Annotated in this window: 19 protein-coding genes; 8 read left to right on the forward strand and 11 right to left on the reverse strand. The window is 61.1% G+C overall.

Features of this window, described 5'->3' with window-relative positions:
- Window positions 1–74: 74 nt before the first annotated feature.
- From pheS to pyk, 4 genes are all read right to left on the reverse strand, one after another.
- Window positions 75–1,148, reverse strand: a complete 1,074-nt coding sequence (gene pheS, locus SKA53_RS09855) for a phenylalanine--tRNA ligase subunit alpha (protein ID WP_007205993.1) — start codon at window positions 1,146–1,148, stop codon at window positions 75–77.
- 126 nt (window positions 1,149–1,274) lie between these two features.
- On the reverse strand, window positions 1,275–1,634 hold the full coding sequence (gene rplT / locus SKA53_RS09860; RefSeq protein ID WP_007205994.1) for a 50S ribosomal protein L20: 360 nt from the start codon (window positions 1,632–1,634) through the stop codon (window positions 1,275–1,277).
- 17 nt (window positions 1,635–1,651) lie between these two features.
- Window positions 1,652–1,852, reverse strand: a complete 201-nt coding sequence (gene rpmI, locus SKA53_RS09865; RefSeq protein ID WP_007205995.1) for a 50S ribosomal protein L35 — start codon at window positions 1,850–1,852, stop codon at window positions 1,652–1,654.
- A 158-nt stretch (window positions 1,853–2,010) separates the two neighbouring features.
- A complete protein-coding gene (gene pyk / locus SKA53_RS09870) occupies window positions 2,011–3,456 on the reverse strand; it encodes a pyruvate kinase (protein ID WP_007205996.1) in 1,446 nt (481 codons plus the stop codon).
- Between the two features lie 104 nt (window positions 3,457–3,560).
- Between pyk and SKA53_RS09875 the strand changes: the two genes are divergently transcribed.
- The 4 genes from SKA53_RS09875 to rnr all read left to right on the forward strand — a co-directional run bounded on the left by SKA53_RS09875 (window position 3,561) and on the right by rnr (window position 8,059).
- Window positions 3,561–4,298 carry an N-formylglutamate amidohydrolase gene (locus SKA53_RS09875; protein ID WP_007205997.1) on the forward strand — a complete coding sequence of 246 codons (738 nt, stop codon included), beginning with the start codon at window positions 3,561–3,563 and terminating at the stop codon, window positions 4,296–4,298.
- A gap of 11 nt (window positions 4,299–4,309) precedes the next feature.
- Window positions 4,310–4,603: a DUF1244 domain-containing protein gene (locus SKA53_RS09880; RefSeq protein ID WP_040483255.1), complete on the forward strand. Its 294-nt coding sequence runs from the start codon at window positions 4,310–4,312 to the stop codon at window positions 4,601–4,603.
- Window positions 4,596–5,735, forward strand: a complete 1,140-nt coding sequence (gene dapE / locus SKA53_RS09885; protein ID WP_007205999.1) for a succinyl-diaminopimelate desuccinylase — start codon at window positions 4,596–4,598, stop codon at window positions 5,733–5,735. Before SKA53_RS09880 ends, dapE begins: the two co-directional genes overlap by 8 nt.
- 68 nt (window positions 5,736–5,803) lie before the next feature.
- Complete coding sequence (rnr, locus tag SKA53_RS09890) at window positions 5,804–8,059, forward strand: ribonuclease R (protein WP_007206000.1); 2,256 nt, start codon at window positions 5,804–5,806, stop codon at window positions 8,057–8,059.
- Window positions 8,060–8,140: 81 nt separating this feature from the next.
- Here rnr and SKA53_RS09895 read toward each other — a convergent pair whose 3' ends face one another.
- The 3 genes from SKA53_RS09895 to ribA form a co-directional block, all read right to left on the reverse strand.
- Window positions 8,141–8,644, reverse strand: a complete 504-nt coding sequence (locus tag SKA53_RS09895) for an RNA pyrophosphohydrolase (RefSeq protein WP_007206001.1) — start codon at window positions 8,642–8,644, stop codon at window positions 8,141–8,143.
- A 47-nt stretch (window positions 8,645–8,691) separates the two neighbouring features.
- Window positions 8,692–9,186: a L,D-transpeptidase family protein gene (locus SKA53_RS09900; RefSeq protein WP_007206002.1), complete on the reverse strand. Its 495-nt coding sequence runs from the start codon at window positions 9,184–9,186 to the stop codon at window positions 8,692–8,694.
- Window positions 9,187–9,281: 95 nt separating this feature from the next.
- Window positions 9,282–10,361: a GTP cyclohydrolase II gene (gene ribA, locus SKA53_RS09905; RefSeq protein WP_007206003.1), complete on the reverse strand. Its 1,080-nt coding sequence runs from the start codon at window positions 10,359–10,361 to the stop codon at window positions 9,282–9,284.
- 152 nt (window positions 10,362–10,513) lie between these two features.
- Between ribA and SKA53_RS09910 the strand changes: the two genes are divergently transcribed.
- Both SKA53_RS09910 and SKA53_RS09915 read left to right on the forward strand, forming a co-directional pair.
- Window positions 10,514–11,200: a response regulator transcription factor gene (locus SKA53_RS09910; protein ID WP_040483257.1), complete on the forward strand. Its 687-nt coding sequence runs from the start codon at window positions 10,514–10,516 to the stop codon at window positions 11,198–11,200.
- 104 nt (window positions 11,201–11,304) lie between these two features.
- A complete protein-coding gene (locus SKA53_RS09915) occupies window positions 11,305–11,679 on the forward strand; it encodes a rhodanese-like domain-containing protein (RefSeq protein ID WP_007206005.1) in 375 nt (124 codons plus the stop codon).
- Here SKA53_RS09915 and SKA53_RS09920 read toward each other — a convergent pair.
- Together SKA53_RS09920 and serB are read right to left on the reverse strand one after the other, a co-directional pair.
- A complete protein-coding gene (locus SKA53_RS09920) occupies window positions 11,676–12,797 on the reverse strand; it encodes a trans-sulfuration enzyme family protein (protein ID WP_007206006.1) in 1,122 nt (373 codons plus the stop codon). The two genes, SKA53_RS09915 and SKA53_RS09920, sit on opposite strands and share 4 nt — an antisense overlap.
- Window positions 12,798–12,838: 41 nt before the next feature.
- The gene (gene serB, locus SKA53_RS09925) at window positions 12,839–13,714 is read right to left on the reverse strand and encodes a phosphoserine phosphatase SerB (protein WP_040482908.1); all 876 of its coding nucleotides are present in this window, start codon (window positions 13,712–13,714) and stop codon (window positions 12,839–12,841) included.
- A gap of 172 nt (window positions 13,715–13,886) precedes the next feature.
- On the opposite strand from serB, the gene SKA53_RS09930 reads away from it, so the two are divergent.
- The gene (locus tag SKA53_RS09930) at window positions 13,887–15,029 is read left to right on the forward strand and encodes a phosphoserine transaminase (RefSeq protein WP_007206008.1); all 1,143 of its coding nucleotides are present in this window, start codon (window positions 13,887–13,889) and stop codon (window positions 15,027–15,029) included.
- 88 nt (window positions 15,030–15,117) lie between these two features.
- Entirely contained in the window at window positions 15,118–16,710 is a 1,593-nt protein-coding gene (gene serA, locus SKA53_RS09935; protein WP_007206009.1) for a phosphoglycerate dehydrogenase, read from the forward strand.
- Between the two features lie 81 nt (window positions 16,711–16,791).
- On the opposite strand, the gene SKA53_RS09940 is transcribed toward serA, so the two are convergent.
- Both SKA53_RS09940 and SKA53_RS09945 read right to left on the reverse strand, forming a co-directional pair.
- A complete protein-coding gene (locus tag SKA53_RS09940; protein ID WP_007206010.1) occupies window positions 16,792–17,937 on the reverse strand; it encodes an iron-containing alcohol dehydrogenase in 1,146 nt (381 codons plus the stop codon).
- Window positions 17,938–17,940: 3 nt separating this feature from the next.
- Window positions 17,941–19,320 (reverse strand): aldehyde dehydrogenase family protein, encoded by a 1,380-nt coding sequence (locus tag SKA53_RS09945; protein ID WP_007206011.1) that lies wholly within the window; start codon window positions 19,318–19,320, stop codon window positions 17,941–17,943.
- Between the last annotated feature and the right edge of the window lie 8 nt (window positions 19,321–19,328).

Here is a 19,328-nt window from a genome sequence, read left to right on the forward strand (position 1 = left end):
GGGGGGGGGTGAAGCCCCCTCCCCGGGGGGAGGGTCGGGGGCTGCCCGGCGCTGCCGGGCGGGACCTATCAAACCTACCGCGACAACCCACCATGCAGCGTCGGCACATCGAGTGCTGCAAATCCGTAATGCCGCAGCCAACGCAGGTCGGAATCAAAGAACGCCCGCAGATCGGGGATGCCGTATTTCAACATCGCAATGCGGTCGATGCCCATGCCAAAGGCAAAGCCCTGCCACTGGGTCGGGTCCACGCCTGCGGCCTGCAGCACCTTTGGATGCACCATGCCGGACCCGAGGATTTCGAGCCAGTCGTCGCCTTCGCCCACTTTCAGCGTACCGCCTTCCCATGAACAGCGGATATCCACCTCGGCCGAAGGTTCGGTGAAGGGGAAATGCGACGCGCGGAAGCGGATGTCGACGTGGTCTACCTCGAAATAGGATTTCACGAATTCCTCCAGCACCCATTTCAGGTTGGCCATGGAGATGTCCTTGTCGATCGCCAGACCTTCGACCTGATGGAACATCGGTGTGTGGGTCTGGTCGTAATCGGCGCGGTAGACGCGGCCAGGGCAGATGATGCGGGTGGAGGCGCCTGTCGCCTCCATGCTGCGGATCTGCACGGGGCTGGTGTGGGTGCGCAACACATGCGGCGGGCGGTTATCGCCCGCAGAGCGGTGGGTGTAGAACGTGTCCATTTCCGCCCGTGCGGGGTGGTGGCCGGGGATGTTCAGCGCGTCGAAATTGTACCAATCCGATTCGATCTGCGGGCCTTCAGCGACGCTGAACCCCATATCGGCGAAGATGGCGGTGACTTCTTCGGTGACTTGGCTGATCGGGTGGATCGTTCCCTGACGGCGGGGGCGCGATGGCAGGGTCACGTCGAGCCATTCGCCGCGCAGGCGTGCATCAAGGGCAGCATCGCCAAGGGCTGCCTTTTTCGCGGCAAGGGCGCTGTTGATCTCGTCCTTCAGCGCGTTCAGCGCGGGGCCGGCGGTCTGGCGTTCTTCGGGCGACATCTTGCCCAGTTCGCGCATCTGCAGGCTGATCTCGCCTTTCTTGCCCAAGGCGGTGATGCGCAGGTCCTCAATCGCGGCCTCGTCACCGGCTGCGGCAATCAGGGAAAGGTATTTGGCTTTCAGGTCGTCCATGGCGCGCCTCTTGATCTGGTTGTGCAGGGGTTAGCGAAAGGGCGGGGTTCGCGCAAGGTGCTGGGGCTCAAACGCAAAAGGCCGCTCTTTTCAGAGCGGCCTTTCGTATCAATCAGCAGCCTTGGCTTACGCCATCGCCGCTTTCGCCTGACCAACGATTGTCGCGAACGCCTCTGGCTCGTTCACGGCCAGATCGGCCAGAACCTTGCGGTCGACTTCGATGCCGGCAAGGGCCAGACCGTTGATGAACTTGGAGTAGTTCAGTGTCTCGTCTACCGAACGCACACCGGCGTTGATCCGCTGGATCCACAAAGCGCGGAAGTTGCGCTTGCGGTTGTGCCGGTCACGGGTGGCATATTGGTTGGCTTTGTCGACGGCCTGTTTGGCGACCTTGAAGGTCTTGGACCGGCGATCATAATAACCTTTTGCCGCATCAAGAACTTTCTTGTGACGACGATGTGTAACTGTTCCGCCTTTAACGCGCATATCTCAAATCCCTCTAATCAACGTGCGTAAGGCATCATCGGCTTGATGATACCTTCGTCTTGTTTGCTCAACGTCGTGGTGCCACGCGCGTTGCGGAGGAATTTGTTGCTGCGCTTGATCATGCCGTGGCGCTTTCCGGCCTGACCGGCCAGAATGCGGCCCGTTGCCGTCACCTTGAACCGCTTTTTGCAGCTCGATTTCGTTTTCATCTTAGGCATTTCCGTCTCCTCTTAAGGTCGGTCGGACGCGCGACTCGGCATGCCACATTGGCCGGACGCGCGGGTGAAGGCTGCCGTATAGGACGCAACCGTCCGAGGTGCAAGCCTGTTCAGTTCAGATAACGGCCGATGACTGTGCTGGCCGCATTTGCCAGACATCATTCCGTTTCAGAGGCGTAAATCAAACGCTCCTCGCAGGGGGCGACGCGCAGGATGTTGGTTGACCCCGGCGTGTTGAACGGCACGCCTGCGGTCACGACGACCATGTCGTCCTTGGTCGCCATCCCCTGCGCCAGCGTGGCGCGTACAGCCGCGATCACGGCATCCTTGAAACGGTTCACCTCGCCCGTGATCACGCAATTGGTGCCCCATGACAGGCACAACCGCCGCGCGGTGCGGATATGGCTGGTCAGCGCGATGATCGGCACACGCGGGCGTTCACGCGCCACCAAAAGCGCGGTGGTCCCAGATTGGGAAAAACAGCAGATCGCCTTGATATCGGTGGTTTCCGCGATTTCGCGCGCAGCTGACACGATCCCGTCAGCGACACTGGTACGCACGGCGCGGCGCGAGGCTTCGATGATCTCGGTATAGGTGGGGTCGGCTTCGACCTCTCTGGCGACATTATCCATCGTCTGGACTGCCTCGATCGGATAGGATCCGGCGGCGGATTCTGCAGACAGCATGATCGCATCGGCCCCTTCATAGATCGCGGTCGCCACGTCGGATACTTCGGCGCGTGTCGGCATCGGGCTTTCGATCATGGATTCGAGCATTTGCGTCGCCACGATCACCGGCTTGGCCGCAGCACGGCATTTGCGCACCAGCTGTTTCTGGATCGGCGGCACGTTCTGGACGGGCAGTTCGACGCCCAGATCGCCACGCGCGACCATGATCCCGTCGCTGACGGCAAGAATCTCGTCGAAATTCTTGACCGCTGCGGGCTTTTCGATCTTGGACAGGATCGCGGCACGGCCTTTGGCCAGCACGCGCGCCTCGTCCACATCGGCGGGGCGCTGCACGAAGGACAGTGCCAGCCAGTCAACACCCAGTTCGCAGACGAATTCCAGATCCTTGCGGTCCTTGTCCGACAGGGCGGCCAGCGGCAGCACCACGTCCGGCACGTTCACGCCCTTGCGGTTGGAAATGGTGCCGCCGACGATGACCTCGCAATCGGCAAAGGTCGCGCCGCAATCCTTGACGCGCAGCTTGATCTTGCCGTCATTAACCAGCAGATGCGCACCAGGCTCCAGCGCATCAAAAATCTCGGTATGCGGCAGGCAGACGCGGGTCGCGTCGCCATCGGTCTTGTCCAGATCAAGCCGGAAAGATGCACCCGGCACCAGTTCTTCTTCGCCATTGGCAAAGACGCCGACCCGCAATTTCGGCCCCTGCAAATCCGCCAGAATGGCAATCGGGCTGTCGAGGTCTTTTTCCACCTGCCGGATGATGGCATGCCGTTTGCGGATTTCCTCGTGGTCGCCATGCGACATGTTCAGGCGGAACACATCGGCGCCCGCCTCGTGCAAGGCGCGGATCATCGCGTAATCGTTGGAAGCAGGGCCAAGCGTGGCGACGATCTTGACGTTGCGGTGGCGTTTCATGGTCAATCCCTTTGGTAATGCCCGTTAGCGGTAACAGCAGGCTTTGCGCCCTTATTGCGCAATTCCCTTCCGCCGACAACTAGCCTAAATGCAGTGACATGAGAATGACACACCCAGCCTACGAGATCGAGGGCGCGGACCGGCCCGGCCGCTGGCTTGTGACCTGCGACCATGCGACCAACCATGTGCCCGATTGGGTACAGGACGGCGATCTTGGGCTGCGCGCCGCCGATATGGGCCGCCACATCGCCTATGATATCGGGGCCGCAGGGGTAACGCGGCATCTCGCTGCGCTGCTGGACAGCCCCGCGATCCTGTCGCGCTTTTCACGGCTGGTGATCGACCCCAATCGGGGCGAGGATGACCCGACCCTGCTGATGCGCCTTTACGACGGCACGATCATTCCCGCCAACCGCCATGCGGGGCCGCAAGACCTGACCGAACGGCTGGACCGGCTGTACCGGCCCTATCACGATGCCTATGCCGATCTGGCGTCACAGATGCAGCGCCCGGTGATCTGCGCCATCCATAGCTTTACCCCCCGCCTGCGGTCGCGCGCGCCTCGCCCTTGGGAGGTTGGCGTGCTGTTCGCGCATGACGACCGGCTGGCAAAGCCTTTCATCGCCGCCTGCCGTGCGCAGGGTTGGTGTACGGGCGAGAACGAGCCTTACGCAGGCCATTTGCCCGGCGATGCGATTGACCGGCACGCCTTGCAACATGGCCGCCCAAATGTCTTGATCGAATTGCGCCAAGACTTGATCGCGGATGAGGCAGGCCAGATGGCTTGGGCCGACAGGCTTGCGCCGATCCTGCAAAATATCCTGCAAGACAGCCAGCTATGAAGGAGACAGACATGGACGACCAGACACGCATTGAACTGGAGGCCGCCGCCTTTCGCCGCCTGCGCCAGCATCTGCAAACCGACCGCCCCGACGTGCAGAACATCGACATGATGAACCTGACCGGATTTTGCCGGAACTGCCTGTCGCGCTGGTATCAGGAAGCCGCAATTGAACGCGGGATTCCCATGACCAAGGACGAAGGCCGCGAGGCGTTTTATGGCATGCCCTATGACGACTGGCGCGCGCAGCACCAGACCGAGGCCAGCCCAGCCGCGCAAGAGGCGTTCAAGTCATCCCATGATTGATCCTGTCGCCCTGACCGCCGATCTGGTCCGCTGCCCGTCCGTCACACCTGTTGAGGGTGGCGCGCTGGTCTTGCTCGAGGACCTGCTGACCAAAGGCGGGTTCACCTGTACCCGCGTTGACCGTGGTGGCGTGTCCAACCTGTTCGCGCGTTGGGGGCGGCAGGGGGCAAACCGGACCTTCGGCTTCAACGGCCATACCGATGTCGTGCCACTTGGCGACGAGGCGGCATGGACAATGCCGCCGTTTGGCGCGGTCATCAAGGACGGCTATCTTTACGGGCGCGGGTCCACGGATATGAAATCGGGTGTGGCGGCCTTTGCTGCCGCAGCACTTGATTTCGTGACCGACACGCCCCCCGACGGCGCGGTCATTCTGGCGATCACTGGGGACGAGGAAGGGGACGCGCTGGATGGCACGACCGCCCTGCTGGACTGGATGGCCACGAACGGCGAGGCGATGTCGGTCTGTCTGGTGGGCGAACCCACATGCCCCGACGTGATGGGCGAGGCGATGAAGATCGGGCGGCGCGGGTCGCTGAACGCGACCTTTACCGTGACCGGCGTGCAGGGCCATTCCGCCTATCCGCATCGCGCGAAAAACCCGTTGCCTGCGGTGGCGCGGCTGGTGGATATACTGGCCAGCCATGCGCTTGACCAAGGCACCGCCCATTTCGATCCATCGACCCTTGCGGTGGTAACGATTGATACCGGCAATCCGGCAACCAATGTTATTCCGGCGCAGACCAAGGCGGGCGTGAATATCCGCTTCAACGACCTGCATTCTGGCGCAAGCCTGACGGAATGGATGCAGGGCATAGCCGATCAGGTCGCCGCCGATTTCGGCGTGCGGATCGCGATGCAGGTCAAAGTCTCGGGCGAAAGTTTCATCACCCCGCCCGGTCCCCTATCCGATCTGGTGGGCAAGGCGGTCAAGGCCGAGACAGGGCGCGATCCGGTGCTGTCCACATCCGGCGGCACGTCGGATGCGCGCTTTGTGCAGCATCATTGCCCCGTGGTGGAATTCGGGCTGGTGGGCAAGACCATGCATCAGGTCGATGAACGGGTGGCAGTCGATCAGATTGTCCAGCTCAAGGCGATTTACGGGCGGATCTTGGCGGATTATTTCGCGTAAGGTGGATTTGAATCCACCTTACAGGTAAATGTGATGACGCCCTGCCTGCACCATGCTAGGGCAGCGGGATGACACAGATCCCTTCGAAATCCGAAATCCTCGCCTTCATCGCCGACAACCCCACCCAGACCGCCAAGCGCGACATCGCGCGCGCGTTCGGGATCAAGGGAGCGGCGCGGATTGACCTCAAGCGCATCCTCAAGGAACTGGAAGAGGCGGGTAAGCTGACCAAGCGCCGGTCCTCCTATCGCGATGCTGAAGATCTGCCGCCGGTCGCCGTGCTGGAGATTTTGGCCCCCGATGCGGATGGTGACCTGTTCGCCCGCCCGCTGGAATGGACAGGCCAGGGGCCGGAACCCCGCGTGCTGATGCTCCTGCGCTCCAGCGATCCCGCGCTGGGGGCGGGCGACCGGATTCTGGGGCGTCTGACCTTGGACAAGACCGAGGATCACACCCATACCGCGCGCATGATCCGCCGGATCGGCACCAATCCGATGCGGATTTTGGGCGTGTTCCGTGCCGGGTCCGAAGGCGGGCGCGTGCTACCCATCGACAAGGGTGCAGACAAACAATGGGTCGTCCCCGCCGGAGCGACGGGCGGCGCCAAGGACGGCGAATTGGTCGAGGCCGAACAGGCCGGACCGAAAGGGCGGCTCGGCCTGCCCAAAGCGCGCATTGTCGCGCGTCTGGGTGACCCCACCGCCCCCCGCGCCGTATCACTGATCGCGATCCACCAGCACGGCATCCCCGACCATTTCCCCGATGACGCGGTGGCCGAGGCCGATGCCGCCAAACCCGTGGGCGTCAAAGGCCGCAAGGACCTGCGCGATCTGCCCTTGATCACGATCGACCCGTGGGATGCGCGCGACCATGACGATGCCTGCTTTGTCGAAGCGGATGAAGACCCTGCAAACGCGGGAGGTTTCATCATCTGGGTCGCCATCGCCGATGTCGCGGCCTATGTAAAACCCAACACTGCGCTGGACAACGAGGCGCGCAAGCGCGGCAATTCCACCTATTTCCCCGACCGCGTGGTGCCGATGCTGCCAGACCGGTTGTCGGGCGATCTGTGTTCCTTGCACGAAGGCGTGGACCGCGCCTGTATCGCTGTGGCGATGCGGATCGACGCGCAGGGGCAGAAGATCGGGCATGAATTTCATCGCGGGCTGATGAAATCCGTGGCCTCGCTGAATTACGAAGAGGTTCAGGACGCCATCGACGGGCAGCCGAACGACAAGACCGCACCGTTGATGCAGGACATCATCCGCCCGATCTATGCCGCTTATGCCGCTTTGGTCAAAGCCCGCGCGCTGCGCCAGCCGCTGGAGCTGGACCTGCCGGAACGCCAGATCATCCTCAATGACGATGGCAAGGTCACATCGGTCCAGTTCAAGGAACGGCTGGATGCGCACCGGCTGATCGAGGAATTCATGGTGCTGGCCAATGTCGCCGCCGCCGAAACGCTGATCGCCAAAAAATCGCCCCTGCTGTTCCGCGTGCATGAAGAACCCAACCCCGACAAGCTGGACGCCCTGCGTGACGTCGCGCAGGCATCGGGGCTGGTGCTCGCCAAGGGCCAGGTGCTGAAAACCGCGCATCTGAACCGGCTGTTGATTGCCGCGCGCGAGACTGAACAATCCGACCTGATCAATATGGCGACCCTGCGGTCGATGACGCAGGCCTATTACAGCCCTGACAATTTGGGCCATTTCGGGCTGGCCCTGCGGTCTTATGCGCATTTCACCTCGCCCATTCGGCGCTATTCCGACCTGATCGTGCATCGCGCGCTGATTGCCGCCCATGGCTGGGGCAAGGACGGGCTGTCGCCCTGGGATGTCGAGAACCTTGGCGATACCGCGCAAAAGATTTCTGATACCGAACGCCGGTCAATGTCCGCTGAGCGCGACACGACCGACCGTTATCTGGCAGCATTCCTGTCAGACCGGATCGGGGTGGAAATGGGCGGCCGGATCAGCGGGATCGCCAAGTTTGGCGTCTTTGTGAAACTCGATGAAACCGGTGCCGACGGCATGATCCCGATCCGCACCTTGGGGCGCGAATATTTCCATTATGACGCCGACAGCCAGACGCTGATGGGGTCGGACAGCGGCACGCTGATCCGCCTTGGTCAGCGCGTCACCGTGAAATTGATCGAGGCGGCCCCCGTGACAGGCGGGCTGATTGTCGAGCTGCTGACGCTGGATGAACGGACGATGCCGCGCGGCCCAAGCGTGACCCGCGGCAAGCCTGTGCGCCGCAAACAGGCCGGTGCCAAGGCAAAGGCCGCCAAGATCGCCCGCAAGGTCAAGCGCACCCGCATGTGAAGTGTCGCGCCGAAGGACATTTATGCCTTCGGCGAGGATATTTAGGCTCGGAAGATGGGAAGGGTGCCATGCCTTGCGCGATTAAAGCTTGGCGGCGAATTCGGCCAGCACCTGTTCATAGACCGCCCGTTTGAACGGCACGATCCCCGCAACCAGATCGGCGGGTGGCACCCATTTCCATGCGGAAAATTCGGGATGGGCGGTTTGCAGATTGATCTGGCTGTCCTGCCCGTGAAACCGCATCAGGAACCATTTCTGTTCCTGCCCGCGATAGCGCCCTTTCCAGATATGCGGCACCAATGCGACAGGCAGGTCATACGGGATCAGCCCTGCTGTTTCCGCCTCGATACTGACAAGGTTCGGGGTGATGCCGGTTTCTTCTTCCAGCTCGCGCAGGGCGGCGGTGCGGGTATTCTCGCCCGGATCGACGCCCCCTTGCGGCATCTGCCAGGCGTCGGTGTCGCGATCAAGACGCTGGCCCACAAAGACATGGCCGCGCGGATTGATCAGCATGACGCCGACGCAGGGCCGATAGGGAAGATTGGCGATTTCGTCGATGGTCATGAAAGGGCCTTGGTGTTTCATGGGCTGCTCCTGTTTCTTTGACCACAGATCGCCACAAGGTCCAGCGGTTATGCGATAACAAGCCGTGTTTCGTGCCGGATACGGGCCGCGATCCAGCGCAGATGGTCACGGCGCAGCCCGATGCAGCCCGCCGTGGGCCGCCCCGGCCCCCGCCATTGGTGGATGAAAATGGCAGACCCCCGCCCTTTGACCGCATAGGGCCAGTTCCAGTCGGTCAGGATAACAAGGTCATACATCGGATCGGCACGGCGCAAGCGTTCGTGGCGATAGGGGTGCGGTGCGCGCACCATCATGTTGTAATCGGGGTCGCGTATATCATCAGACCACAGATCAAAGGGCTTGATCGGCAGCGCCCAATCCGCAGGCCGCGTCATCCGGTCGGACCGGTAGAGCATACCGACAAGGCGGTGCGTGCCGATGGGAGTGGCACCATCGCCTTCTTTCTTACGCTTCACGACGCCCCCATGCCCGATGGTACGGGGAAAGCGACGATTCAAAAACCGTAGGTGAGTGGGGGTCAGAACAAGATCGGTTGGTTTCATGGGGGATGATTAGCCAAGGATCAGGCAGGATAGCCAGTGGTAAAAGCGTTCAGCTGTGAAATGATGCCGCTGGTGGATGCTGGTCGAACCATCCCCTACAATAAATGCCCTGACTTGGCGGCCTTGGTCGCCAGATAGCCATGATTGTGCGAATTTTCCCCAACTTTGAGCGGGACACGTTCGACGACTGCGATCCCGCAGCTTTCCATCCGGGCGACCTTGGCGGGGTTGTTGGTCAGCAGGCGCACGGCGCTGAAACCCATCTTTTTCAAAATCTCCGCGCCGATGCGGAAATCGCGTTCATCGTCCTCGAACCCCAGACGGTGATTCGCTTCGACCGTGTCGAAGCCTTGATCCTGCAACGAATAGGCGCGCATCTTGTTGGCCAGCCCAATCCCGCGCCCTTCCTGATTAAGGTAAAGGAGCACCCCTGCCCCTGTCGCCCCCATCTGCGCCAGCGCACCGCGCAATTGCGGGCCGCAGTCGCATTTCAGCGAGCCCAGCAGATCGCCGGTGAAACAGGCCGAATGCAGCCGCGACAGCACGGGCTGCGACCGGTCGGGCTGGCCGATCTCGACGGCGTAATGTTCCTCGGCCCCGTCGTCGGGGCGGAAGATGTGCAACCGGCCCGCCTCGGACACCTCTAGCGGCAGGCGGGCGCTGATGACGGGGCGCAGCGGGCTGAGCGTGAGGTCAAGTGCGGCAGCCCCCGGGATCAGGGTCAGGTCGTACGCTTTGGCAAAACCATGCGCATCATCAATCGCCAGCACCAAAGCGGCCGGCAACAGCCGTGCAGCCTTGGTCAGCGCAATTGCCGCGCGGTGCAAGTCAGCGTTGCCATCGCGGATGCTGCGCAGCGGCCCTTTCATCGGGGCGCGCAGGTCATCGGCGGGGTCAGCGACGGACCGGACCCACGACAGGCCCACATCCAGCGGCAATGCGATCCGCGCCAGATCACCGTCATAGGCGCGGGCTTTGAGCGTTTGCGCCCGCCAGCTTGTGATTGCCAGCACAGGCGCGCCGCCCAAGGTGCGCAGATGCGCCAGCCTATCGGCATCCAGCGTTTCCGCCGCCAGCATGACAGCCCCGCCATCCAGCACCACAGGCACGCCCATGCGCAGATCAGCCCGCGCGCGCGCCAGCCGTTCGGTGATATCGGGGGAAAATCCTGTCATCGGGCACCTGTCAATTGTTTCACCTGATAGCCCGTTTTCGCGCAAAGTGAAACAAAACCCCGCCTGATGACACGTCCGTGTGAACCATCGGCGGGAAATCTTGTTTGATCCGTATCCGTTCACAAATCGATGATGTAATGATGGAGACTGTCATGGGGCAACTCAAAAAGATTCTGTTGGTGGACGACGATGATGACCTGCGCGAGGCGTTGGGCGAACAATTGTTGATGACCGAAGATTTCGACGTGTTCGAAGCGGATGACGGGGCCAGCGCCATCGTCAAGACCAAGGAAGGTCTGTACGATCTGATGATCCTTGACGTTGGCCTGCCGGATACCGATGGCCGCGAATTATGCCGCCGCCTGCGCAAGCAGGGCGTCAAATGCCCGATCATCATGTTGACCGCACAGGACAGCGATGCCGATACGATCCTTGGGCTTGATGCAGGCGCTAATGATTACGTCAGCAAACCGTTCAAGTTTCCCGTGCTTCTGGCGCGGATTCGCAGCCAGCTGCGCACGCATGAACAATCCGAAGACGCGATCTTTCAGCTAGGGCCATACACGTTCAAGCCCGCGCAAAAGATGCTGATCACCGAGGATGACAAAAAGGTGCGCCTGACGGAAAAAGAGACGAACATCCTCAAGTACCTCTACCGCGCGACCGACGGCGTGGTTGCCCGCGACGTGCTGCTGCACGAGGTTTGGGGCTATAACGCGGGTGTCACAACACATACACTAGAGACCCATATCTACCGTCTGCGCCAAAAAATCGAACCCGATCCGTCCAACGCGCGTTTGCTGGTGACGGAACAAGGCGGCTACAGGCTCGTTTCCTAAGAACCCCGCCGGTGATCGGGTTATATCACCACCCTCCCTGTTGGACTTGCCCGGGCCTTGTGCCCGGGCATTTTTTCAACGTCATTAACAGCTAGGATATTATCATGAAGACAGCTCAGGATTATCTTGACGAAGCGAATGCCGTCGTCACCCGCATCACCAGCAAGGACGCTATCGCCAAACATGCCGAAGGGGCCGGTGTCTTTATCGACGTGCGTGATAGCAGCGACATTGCCAATTCGGGCACGATCAAAGGCGCAGAACGCGTGGCGCGCGGCTTTATCGAATTTGCCGCCGATCCAACGTCAAAATTTCACAAGCCGTTCTTTGACAAGGACAGAACCTATTACCTTGTCTGCGGTCTGGGTGGACAAGCGGCCCTTGCCGGCAAAACGCTGAAAGACATGGGTTATCCCAATGTCATCAACGTTGGCGGCATCGGCGACTGGAAAGACGCGGGCGGCCCGGTCGAGGATTAAGCCAGCGCCTGATCCCAGTCAGCAATCAGATCGTCGATATGTTCGATCCCTGTGCTGACACGGATCAGGTTTTCCGGAATACCGGTATGCGGCTCGATCGTGTGCCGGTGTTCCACCAGACTTTCGACGCCGCCCAGCGACGTGGCCCGCAGGAATAATTCCAGCTTGCCCGTCACGCGCAGCGCATCCGCGCGCCCGCCCTTGACCAGCACCGACAAAAGGCTGCCGAACCCGCCCTGCATCTGGCGCAAGGCGATATCATGGCCTTGGTGGTGTGGCAGACCGGGATAAAAGACATCCTCGACCGCGTCATGCGCCATCAGATGCTGCGCCAGCGCCAGCGCGTTCTGCGACATCCGTTCGACCCGCAAAGGCAGGGTGCGCATGGCGCGGGTCAGCAACCACGCCTCGAACGGGCCAAGGATCGCACCCGCCATCTTGCGGTCGGCCTTGATCGCCTGCCAGACGTCCCTTTCGGGGGCGGCGGTGGATAGAACCCCTGCCAGCACATCGGAATGCCCGTTGATCGCCTTGGTCGCGGAATGCATCACAATATCGGCCCCATGATCGAGCGCACGGGTCAGGACCGGCGTGGCGGCGGTGCCATCGACCAGCAGAATGCCCTTTGTCGCCTGTTTGACGGCGGCGATATCTACGGTCAGCAACCACGGGTTTGACGGCGTTTCGATCAGCACCAGATCAGCGGGGTGCGCCTGGCAGGTCGGGATCAGATCGGCGGCGGGGGCTTCGATCAGGGTAATCTCGCGGCGCGCGCAGAAGTCACGCACCCATGCGGTGGTGCCCCAATAGATGCCTGATTGGACAATCGCGCTAGCCCGATTGGGCAAAGCGCGGAACACGGCGGCAATCGCGGCCATGCCAGATGGAAACAGCAGCGTATCTTGCGCATTTTCCAGCGCGCGGATCACCGCCTCAGCCTGGCGCATATTGTCGGAATTGTCGCGCGAATAGATGTTGTCAGGGCGGACCAGCGCATAGCTTTCGTCACGCAGGAACGTCGTTGACGGCTGCAAGGCAGGCACGACCCCCCCTGATTGCGGGTCAAGCGCGCCTGCGGCATGGGCGGCGATGGTGGCGGGGTGCAATGGCTTTTTCATCCCGCTATCTGGCGGAAAGACATGGCCCAGCACAAGGGGCGTCAGCCGACAAAATCATCCCGACCATAGCCTTGCAGATACAGCAACGCCGTCAGATCACCGTGGTTGATGCGGATATCGCATTGCGCCTGCACGGCGGGTTTTGCGTGCAAGGCCACACCTGCCCCGGCGCGCGACAGCATGCCCAGATCATTGGCCCCGTCGCCCACCGCCAGCACGTCAGCCGCGGTGATGCCCAGCCGCGCGGTGATGTCTTCCAGCGCGGCAACCTTGGCCGCCTTGCCCAGGATCGGGCGCGCCACATCGCCTGTCAGCCTGCCATCCGCCACCAGCAGAGTGTTGGCACGGTTCTCGTCGAAACCCAAACGGGCCGCGACCTGCGCGGTAAAGGCGGTGAAGCCCCCCGACACCAGCGCGGCATAAGCACCCTGCGCCTTCATCGTGGCAACCAGCACAGCCCCCCCCGGCATATAGGTGATCCGGCTGGCCAGCACCTGCGCGATCACCGCCTCTGGCAGATCGCGCAAGAGGCCGACGCGTTCGATCAGGGCCGCTTCAAAATCCAGCTCGCCGTTCATGGCACGCGCAGTGATGCCAGCGACATGCGCGCCGACACCTGCCTCATCGGCCAGTTCGTCGATACATTCCTGCTGGATCATCGTGCTGTCCATATCGGCCAGCAGCATCTTTTTGCGGCGGTTGGCGGCAGGCTGGATCACCATATCGACGCCGTGATCCTGCAGGTCAGCCCAGATATCCCAACAGTTGGATGGCATGACAGGAATGGCAAATTCAGCTGCCTCGTCAGGGGCAAGCCAGACCGCGTCAGCACCGCCCCATGCGTTGCGCAAATTCTCGACCAAAGCCGGGTCAAGACCACGGCTTACGGGATTGGTCAGCAAAGTTGCGGTGAACATGATCTTTTCCTTCAAGGCGTAGTTTCCGATCGGCGACAGCGATGTCGCAAAAAGTGGGTCAAGCGGCGGTCTAGCTGCATTTTGCAGATTGTGAAAGTCCGCGCCACACTCTAACAGCGGCGGTGGGACACCCTTCCCCAACGAAGGGCGATTATCTGAGAGGATACCAGAAATGGTTACGACCAAACCGGCAGCGCGGCCGGCAAACCCGCGTTTTTCGTCCGGCCCCTGTGCCAAACCCCCCGTCTGGAAACTGGATGACCTGCGCGACGCCCCTTTGGGCCGGTCGCATCGTGCCGCCATTGGCAAATCCAAACTGGCCGAGGCGATTGACCTGACCCGTGAAATCCTTGGCGTACCTGCCGATTACCGCATCGGGATCGTGCCTGCATCGGATACCGGTGCGTATGAAATGGCGATGTGGACCATGCTGGGCGCGCGCCCTGTCGAAATGGTCGCATGGGAAAGCTTTGGTGCCGGTTGGGTGACCGATGTGGTCAAACAGTTGAAAATCGATGCCACCGTGCATGAAGCCCCTTACGGCGAAATCGTCGATATGGCGGCGTTGAATTACGATCATGACGTCTGTTTTACATGGAATGGCACGACTTCGGGCGTGCGGATGCCACATGGCGACATGATCCCTGCTGACCGTGCGGGCCTGACCTTGTGCGACGCGACATCGGCCGCCTTTGCGCAGGATCTGCCTTGGGACAAGCTCGATGTGACCACGTTCAGCTGGCAAAAGGTGATGGGCGGCGAAGGCGCGCATGGGATGCTGATCCTAAGCCCGCGCGCGGTGGAACGGCTGGAAAGCTATACGCCCGCTTGGCCCTTGCCCAAGATTTTCCGCCTGACATCCAAAGGCAAGCTGATCGAAGGCATTTTCAAAGGCGAGACGATCAACACGCCCTCGATGCTGTCGGTTGAAGATTATCTTGTCGCGCTGAAATGGGGCCGGTCCATCGGCGGGCTTGACGCGTTGATCCACCGCGCCAATGCCAATGCGCGCGCGATCTGGAATTTCTGTGCCGATCATTCGTGGATCGACAATCTGGCCGTTGATCCGGTGACACGGTCGAACACATCTGTTTGCCTGAAATTCACCGATCCACGCATCACTGATGGCGAAGCCTTTGCCAAGGCTGTCGCAAAACGGCTGGAGGCGGAGAACATCGCACTGGATATCGGAGCCTACCGTGACGCGCCTGCCGGTCTGCGGATCTGGTGCGGCGCGACGGTGGAAACATCGGATATCGAGGCGATGCTGCCTTGGCTGGACTGGGCATATCAGACCGAGATTTCACACCAATGACCCCGTCCCGGGCTTGACCCGGGACCTCCACCAGAGGCCCCGGATCACGTCCGGGGCGCGGATACCCATATTTTAAGGAGCGCCCATCATGGCACCCAAAGTACTCATCTCCGACGAACTGTCCGAAGCGGCTGTGCAGATCTTCAAAGATCGCGGCATTGACGTCGATTTCCAACCGAACCTTGGCAAAGACAAGGAAAAGCTGCTCGAAATCATCGGCAACTATGACGGTCTTGCGATCCGGTCCGCCACAAAGGCGACCGAAAAGATCATCGCTGCGGCCACCAATCTGAAGGTGATCGGCCGTGCTGGTATCGGTGTCGATAACGTCGATATCCCTGCGGCATCCAAAAAGGGTATCATCGTGATGAACACGCCCTTTGGCAATTCGATCACCACCGCCGAACATGCGATTTCGCTGATGATGGCCGTGGCCCGTCAAATTCCCGAGGCGAACGCATCCACCCATGCCGGCAAATGGGAAAAGTCCCGCTTTATGGGCGTGGAACTGACTGCGAAAACGCTTGGCGTGATCGGTGCGGGCAATATCGGGTCGATCGTGATCGACCGTGCCTTGGGTCTGCGGATGAAGGTTGTGGCCTATGACCCCTTCCTGTCCGAGGACCGCGCGACCGAAATCGGTGTCGAGAAAGTCGAGCTGGACGATCTGCTGGCGCGCGCTGATTTCATCACCATGCACGTGCCGCTGACCGACCAGACCCGCAATATCCTGTCGCGCGAAAATATCGCCAAGCTGAAACAGGGTGTGCGGATCATCAACTGCGCCCGTGGCGGTCTGGTTGACGAAGACGCTTTGGCCGATGCGCTGAAATCCGGCCATGTCGCAGGTGCGGCCTTTGACGTGTTCGCCGTGGAACCCGCCACCGACAGCCCGCTGTTCAACCTGCCCAATGTCGTCGTAACGCCCCATCTTGGGGCCGCGACCACCGAAGCACAGGAAAATGTGGCCCTGCAGGTTGCAGAACAGATGTCAGATTACCTGTTGACGGGGGCGGTCAGCAACGCGCTGAACATGCCGTCCGTGACGGCGGAAGAAGCCAAGATCATGGGGCCATGGATCAAATTGTCCGGTCATTTGGGCAATTTCATCGGCCAGATGACGGATGAACCGATTATGGCAATCAACATCCTGTTCGATGGCACGGCCTCTGAAATGAACCTCAAGGCGCTGACCGCTTCGTCCGTTGCGGGCATCATGAAGGCGACAAATCCAGACGTGAACATGGTTTCCGCACCCGTGATCGCCAAGGAACGTGGGGTCAAGATTTCGACCACCAAGCAGGACCAATCCGGTGCATTTGAAGGCTACATCAAGGTCACCGTGGTGACTGAGAGCCGTGAACGTTCGATCGCGGGAACCGTGTTCAACGATGGCAAACCGCGCTTTATCCAGATCAAGGGCATCAATATCGATGCCGAAGTGGGTGAAAACATGGTTTATACCACAAATAATGACGTGCCGGGCATTATTGGGGTGTTGGGCAGCATTCTGGGCACGAACAGCGTGAACATCGCCAACTTCACTCTTGGCCGCGCCGAGGCGAAAGGCGAGGCAATAGCACTGCTCTATCTCGACGAGCCTCTGCCAGCCAAGGCGGTTGCCGAGCTGGAAGGCACGGGCAAGTTCAAACAGGTCAAACCCCTGCGGTTCGATATCTGAATGCCAGGGGCGCGCTGCATTGCGCGCCCCTGACACCGCGGCAGATGCAGGCAAGCCGTATTGGCAGAATGGCGTGCCGCTTTACATGCAGGCCCCGAATAACGCACGGGTATTTTCGCGGGTCATTGCGACAGGATTGCCACCGCAAGACGGATCAAGCAGCGCCATTTCGGTCAACTCGTCCAGCCTTGCCGCCTCGACACCCAGTGCAGTCAGGTTCGCGGGAATCGACAGGCTGGCGCGCAAGTCCATCACATGCGCATAAAACCCGTCAAATCCGCCCGCGATGCCAAGGTAAGCGGCGGCGCGGTCGATCCGAACCTCGATCTCGGCACGGTTGAAATCCAGCACCATCGGCATGACAACAGCGTTCGTCGTGCCGTGATGGGTGTTGTAAACTGCGCCGATCGGGTGGCTCAGGCTGTGGATTGCGCCCAGCCCTTTCTGGAACGCAACGGCGCCCATCGCGGCTGCCGACATCATGTTGGCCCGTGCATCAAGGTCATCTGGAACGGCATAGGCACGCGGCAGGTTTTCCAGCACCAGTCGCATGCCTTCCAAGGCAATCCCCTGGCTCATCGGGTGATAATGCGGGCTGCAATACGCCTCTAGACAATGCGCAAGCGCGTCCATGCCGGTACCCGCCGTAATAAAGGCGGGCATGCCGACGGTGAGGGCCGGATCGCACAACGTGACCACCGGCATCAGCTTGGGGTGGAAGATGATTTTTTTGCGATGCGTCGCGCTGTCGGTCAGCACACCGGCGCGCCCAACCTCTGATCCGGTGCCTGCGGTCGTAGGCACGGCGATGATCGGCGCAATCGTGTCGGGGTTGGCGCGGGTCCACCAGTCGCCGATATCTTCCAGATCCCAGACGCTGACGGGTTGGTCCACCATCAGCGCGATCATTTTACCAAGGTCCAGCGCCGACCCACCACCAAAGGCCACCACACCGTCATGGCCACCCGCGCGGTAAACAATCAGGCCGGCCTGCATGTTCGCTTCGGTCGGGTTGGCATCGACTTGGGAAAACACCGCACGGCCCAACCCTGCCGCGTCGAGCAGGTCCAGTGCCTGCGCCGTGATCGGTAGGCTGGCCAGCGCCTTGTCAGTGACCAGTAAAGGCCGCGTTATACCTGCGCCTTTGCATAGCGCAGGCAGTTCGGAAATCCGGCCTACCCCGAATTTGATCGTGGTCGGATAGCTCCAGTTCGCAGTCAATGTCATGTTTCAGGCCTTTTTCAGGTGGTATGATTTGGCACGGGTCAGCGCCAGATAGCCAAGGGCAGATAGGGCGGCACCGCGTCCGGTATCCTTGCAGCCAGTCCAGCAGAGCGCCGGGTCCAGATAATCGCAGCGGTTCATCAGCACGGTGCCGGTCTGGATTTGGTCACCGATCCTACGGGCGGCGGCTGCGTCATTGGTCCAGATTGATGCGGTCAGCCCATAGGCGCAATCGTTCATCAGGCGGATCGCCTCGGCATCGTCCTTGACGGGCATGATGCCGACGACGGGGCCAAAACTTTCCTCGCGCATCACACGCATGTCATGGGTGACATGGGTCAGGATTTGCGGGGCGAGATATGCACCACCATCATCGGCGGGGAATTCGGCTGGATCAATCAGCGCATGGGCGCCTTGGGCGACAGCCTCGGCCACCTGATCGCGCACGATGGCGGCGAAGCGTTTGTGCGCCATCGGCCCCATCGTTGTGTCCTGATCCAGCGGATTGCCAAGGCGCTGGGCGCGCACCCAAGCGACGGCCTTTTCGACGAAAGCATCATAAAGGCTCTCATGCACATAAATCCGTTCGATCCCGCAGCAGCATTGGCCGGAATTGAACATCGCCCCGTCCATCAGGCCGTCAACAGCGGCGTCCAGATCCGCGTCTGCGCGGACATAACCGGGGTCTTTGCCGCCCAGTTCCAGCCCCGTGCCACTAAAGGTGCCAGCGGCGGCCTTTTCAATCGCGCGGCCGCCACCGACCGATCCGGTGAAGTTGATGAAATCGAAAGACCGTTCCGCGATCAGCGCTTCGGTCGTGGCATGGTCGAGCACGAGGTTCTGGAACACATCCTGCGGCACGCCTGCGGCATGGAACGCCTGCGCCAGACGTTCGCCCGCGAGCAAGGTCTGGCTGGCATGTTTCAGCACCACGGCATTGCCCGCGATCAGGGCGGGAACAATGGTATTGACGGCAGTCAGAAACGGATAGTTCCATGGCGCAATAACGAACACCACGCCTTGGGCCTGGCGCGCAATCAAGCGGGTGAATTTGTCACTGTCTTCGACCAGTTCGTCAGCCAGCACATCCGACGCGATCCCCGCCATGTAAGCCGCACGTTCGCGCACCCCGCCAAATTCGCCGCCATAGCGCACCGGGCGGCCCATCTGCCATGCCAGTTCCGGCACGATTTCAGCAGCCATCCCCTCGAGCGCGGTAATTCCCGCCATCACCGTGGCGATCCGCGTGTCCAAAGGCAGCCCGGCCCAAGCGCCTTGCGCCTTGCGCGCGCGCGCGACCGCGGCTTGCGCATCAGCCAAGGGCAGTGCCGTGCGTTCGGCATAAACCGACCCGTCCACGGGTGAAATCAAACTGATCGTTGTCATCAAAGCTC

It is taken from the genome of Yoonia vestfoldensis SKA53 (genome assembly GCF_000152785.1).
Lineage (GTDB): Bacteria > Pseudomonadota > Alphaproteobacteria > Rhodobacterales > Rhodobacteraceae > Yoonia > Yoonia vestfoldensis_A.